5 protein-coding genes are annotated in these 3,425 nt (G+C 57.8%); 2 read left to right on the top strand and 3 right to left on the bottom strand.

Translation table 11 applies throughout. The annotated features are described in order from the left end of the window. Positions 1 to 80 precede the first annotated feature (80 nt). Entirely contained in the window at positions 81 to 767 is a 687-nt protein-coding gene (locus ACOCD2_RS14685) for a hypothetical protein (protein ID WP_293646922.1), read from the bottom strand. Between the two features lie 165 nt (positions 768 to 932). Between ACOCD2_RS14685 and gloA the strand changes: the two genes are divergently transcribed. Both gloA and ACOCD2_RS14695 read left to right on the top strand, forming a co-directional pair. Beyond that, positions 933 to 1,328 (top strand): lactoylglutathione lyase, encoded by a 396-nt coding sequence (gene gloA / locus ACOCD2_RS14690; protein ID WP_293646924.1) that lies wholly within the window; start codon positions 933 to 935, stop codon positions 1,326 to 1,328. Further along, the gene (locus ACOCD2_RS14695; protein WP_293646926.1) at positions 1,325 to 1,726 is read left to right on the top strand and encodes a thioredoxin family protein; all 402 of its coding nucleotides are present in this window, start codon (positions 1,325 to 1,327) and stop codon (positions 1,724 to 1,726) included. Before gloA ends, ACOCD2_RS14695 begins: the two co-directional genes overlap by 4 nt. A gap of 53 nt (positions 1,727 to 1,779) precedes the next feature. Here ACOCD2_RS14695 and ACOCD2_RS14700 read toward each other — a convergent pair whose 3' ends face one another. Next, a complete protein-coding gene (locus ACOCD2_RS14700) occupies positions 1,780 to 3,114 on the bottom strand; it encodes a HipA domain-containing protein (RefSeq protein WP_293646928.1) in 1,335 nt (444 codons plus the stop codon). Continuing rightward, on the bottom strand, positions 3,111 to 3,380 hold the full coding sequence (locus ACOCD2_RS14705) for a helix-turn-helix domain-containing protein (RefSeq protein ID WP_293646930.1): 270 nt from the start codon (positions 3,378 to 3,380) through the stop codon (positions 3,111 to 3,113). The genes ACOCD2_RS14700 and ACOCD2_RS14705 overlap by 4 nt, the downstream gene beginning before the upstream one ends. Positions 3,381 to 3,425 lie beyond the last annotated feature (45 nt).

Below are 3,425 nucleotides of genomic sequence, written 5' to 3' on the forward strand. Positions count from 1 at the left end.
GCGTTTGGATGCCTACTTTGCTTCCCCTCTGGCGCTATGCGCACGACGGGTAAGCAGTGCGGCCTCGCGGCTACTGGGGTCTACCAGCCTTCGCTTCGCTCTCCATGGCTGGCAGCGTTGGAAGGCACCGCTCTGTAGGTAAGGTGGATACCATCCGCAGGACTCATCAGTTCGGGCTCCTGCCCCTTTCTCAACACCTGTGCATTCAGCACATTGTAGGGAGGGAGAATGCTGAACATGCGGTAATCCTGATCGGCGCAGTGCATACCCAGGTCATTGGCCGCAAGCACCGTGTAGTTGCCTGCCACGGGTGGTGGCGGCGGAGGTGGCGGGGGCGGATTGCCATTGCCATCGTCACAGTCCTTCTGTGAATTCTTCACATCTTTTTCAACGGCAGGAGCACCTGCCGACTGGGCACGTACCCGGCAAGGCACTGTCCCACTGATGCTGGCCTTGATTTTCCATTTACCGGATTTGACCGTGGTCTGCCCAAGCACCTGCCCCGAAGCTGCAGACAACAGCGTCACTTTCTGACCGTTGCTGCCCTGCCCCTTGGCTTTCAGCTGGGATTTGTCGCTCTTCCACTTCGCCTCCTTGATACTCAGGGAATACTGCGTATTCTTGTCCTTGTCTTTATCCTCATCATCATCGCCCTGGGGGACAGAGACGATCAGATCAAGGCCATCTGCCGACACATAGCCGGGCATGGCAAAGCCAAGCAGCAATAGCGCCAGGGCAAGGCGCTGTATTATCAATAGGGGTTTCATGGGGATGATCCTCCGAATCCGGTAATTTCGTGTTGGCAAGTATGTACGAACCAGATTAAGCAAAGATTAAGAAAACCCAGAGTTTCGCGCGGATTGTCCGCCAGGGACAAAACGCCTATGCTTGCACAACAGCAACCCCAAATTCCGACGACAGGAGCCCTTTTCATGCGCCTACTCCACACCATGCTGCGGGTCGGAAACCTGCAAAAATCCATTGATTTCTATACAAATATTCTGGGTATGCACCTGCTTCGCCAGAAAGACTATCCAGACGGCAAATTCACGCTGGCCTTCCTGGGTTACGGCGACGAATCCGAAAACACCGTACTCGAACTGACCTGCAACTGGGGCGTGGAAGATTACGATCCGGGAACAGGTTTCGGTCACATTGCCGTCGCCGTGGATGATGTCTATGAAGCCACGCAAAAAGCCCGGCAGCAGGGCGCGAAGATTCTGCGCGAGGCCGGACCCATGAATGCAGGAACAACCATCATTGCCTTTCTCGAAGACCCTGATGGCTATCAGATTGAGCTGCTGAACGACCGCCGGGGGAATGAATGATGGATGACTGGACACCGATCATCGTCCTTTCCCTGGTGGCCACCGTCATCGGCCTGCAGCTGCTCTGGCGGCACAAGGCACTGCAGAGCAAGGGGCAGTCCACTGCTGTACTGAAAGAGGCAATTCCCCAGCTGGATGAACAGACTCCCGGACTGGTTTTCTGCTACAGCCCTTCCTGTGCTCCCTGCAGGAACATGCTGCCAGCGATCGATGAACTTGCCGCAGACCATCCCAATATCCACAAGCTGGACATCAGCGAGCACATGGACCTGGCCCGGGAAATCGGCATCCGCGCCACCCCTACCACCCTGCTGACCGGCAAGGGCAGTATCAGCCGCGTCATTCTGGGAGCGAAGAGTCCGAGCAGCCTGCGCAAACTGCTGGATTCAGCCCAGTGAAAATCACGCATCCGCACTTTTTCAACCCTGCTGCGCCGCATCCAGGGTCATCGTCACCACCCTGACCAGCCTGTCCTTGTGCTCGGCGGGCAGCCGCGACAGGCCATTGATGCGATCCGGCAGGGATTCCACCACCGGCCACAGTTCCTGCAGCAGCCTGTCCAGGGTCGTGATGCGCAGCCCCAGGCTGGCGGTAAAACGTTCCAGGGCCAACCGCAAGTGGACGGGGTTGCCGTTCTCATCCAGATCGCCATAACCTCCAAAAGACATGGGGCGAGCATGTTGTGGATGCTGTAGGCGCGCATGGGCGTGGGATCGTAAACGGGTGAAAACCTATAGGCGGCAGGCTCACCCGTGAGGGACAGGTTTTCCAGATGCAGATCCCCGTTGCCGCTGAACAGGGCCAGCAGCAAACGCTTGAGCAAATGTCTGGCCGCCTGTTTCTTGTCCGCAAACAGGGGAAAACGGGCCAGCTGAATCAGGCTGGCAATGTGCTCGTAGTCTGCACCGTCCCGGCGCGTAATATCCTTTTTGGCCGTGGCAAGCACGGACAGCAGGGTTTCATTCACCCGCGGAGCGTTGTTCACATCACGGTCGAAGCGCTCCACGGCAATGACCGGCACTTCCCCGATTTCCGCCAGCCAGTAGCGGGGAGTATCGAAGCCGGCTTCCCTGTGCAGGTCCAGCGCCAGGGCTTCCAGCTCCACCAGCCCTGGGTAGGCCGTATCCTTCTCCATTTTCAGGATCACATCGGTGATGCCCGGTGTGCTGCGCCGGGTTGGCAGGCCGATCTGGCCGTTCCAGCCTTCGGCGGGAATGGACAGCGGCAGCTTGGGAATGGCGCCTCCTACTGTCGGTGTCGGGCCGATGATGCTCAGACAAGCTGCCGAGCGCTGGTCATACCAGGACAGAAAGGACTTGAGGGAAAAACCGAAGTCCCGGTCGATGGTGTACAGGCTGTGTTCCTGAACATCCGTGTACCAGTCTTCTGCAATCCTGTCATCCACAAACACATCCAGGTGACCGATGCCGCCATGCCCCGTACGGGTCAGCACCAGCCAGTCCTGAAGCAGTCCCTTTTCCGGAATGGTCATGCCCTGGCTTTCCAGCCAGCGCAGAGCCAGCTGACGCTGGAAATTGCTGTCGCCTGCGGCAGGTACCAGACTCTGCAGCGGTGGATGCAAGCTGAAACCCTGGCGTCGCAGGAAAGGAACCGTTGTGTCTCCAAAAAGGGAAACCGGGTACAACACGCCCAGCCCCGGCAATCCACTTTCTGCGAAGGACGGAGTGTAGGTGAAGCGCGCTTCACGATCGGTAACGGCGAGATCGCCCATCTTGCAGGGCTCCCCGCCGATGCGGGTCCAAACCACACCCTGCAGATCCTTCACAGCAGATCGCCCCTGATGATCTGTTCCGCCAGATCGTCATCGGGCACCAGAGTCAGCCGCAGCCCGGCGGCCTCCGCCAGCTTGATGAGGCTGGAAAGGCGCACATCTTCCAGGGATTTCATTCGGGACAATGACGCTTCGGACAAACCGGCTTGGGCCGCCAGTTTTTTCTGGCTGCTTCCCTGGCTTCTGGCATGCCGGACGATTTCATGGACCAGCTCACCGGCGGTGGAAGCATATTCGTTCTTTGGGTTGGGTCGCCGCATTAAAATTAACATATAAGTTAATGTTAACTAATATATAACAGATTA

The organism is Thiolapillus sp., assembly GCF_048562965.1.
Lineage (GTDB): Bacteria > Pseudomonadota > Gammaproteobacteria > Chromatiales > Chromatiaceae > Thiolapillus > Thiolapillus brandeum_A.

Excerpts from the sequence above, each read along its gene's own strand:
- ACOCD2_RS14685 (WP_293646922.1), bottom strand. The coding sequence starts at position 767 with ATGAAACCCCTATTGATAATACAGCGCCTTGCCCTGGCGCTATTGCTG.
- gloA (WP_293646924.1), top strand. The coding sequence starts at position 933 with ATGCGCCTACTCCACACCATGCTGCGGGTCGGAAACCTGCAAAAATCC.
- ACOCD2_RS14695 (WP_293646926.1), top strand. The coding sequence starts at position 1,325 with ATGATGGATGACTGGACACCGATCATCGTCCTTTCCCTGGTGGCCACC.
- ACOCD2_RS14705 (WP_293646930.1), bottom strand. The coding sequence starts at position 3,380 with ATGCGGCGACCCAACCCAAAGAACGAATATGCTTCCACCGCCGGTGAG.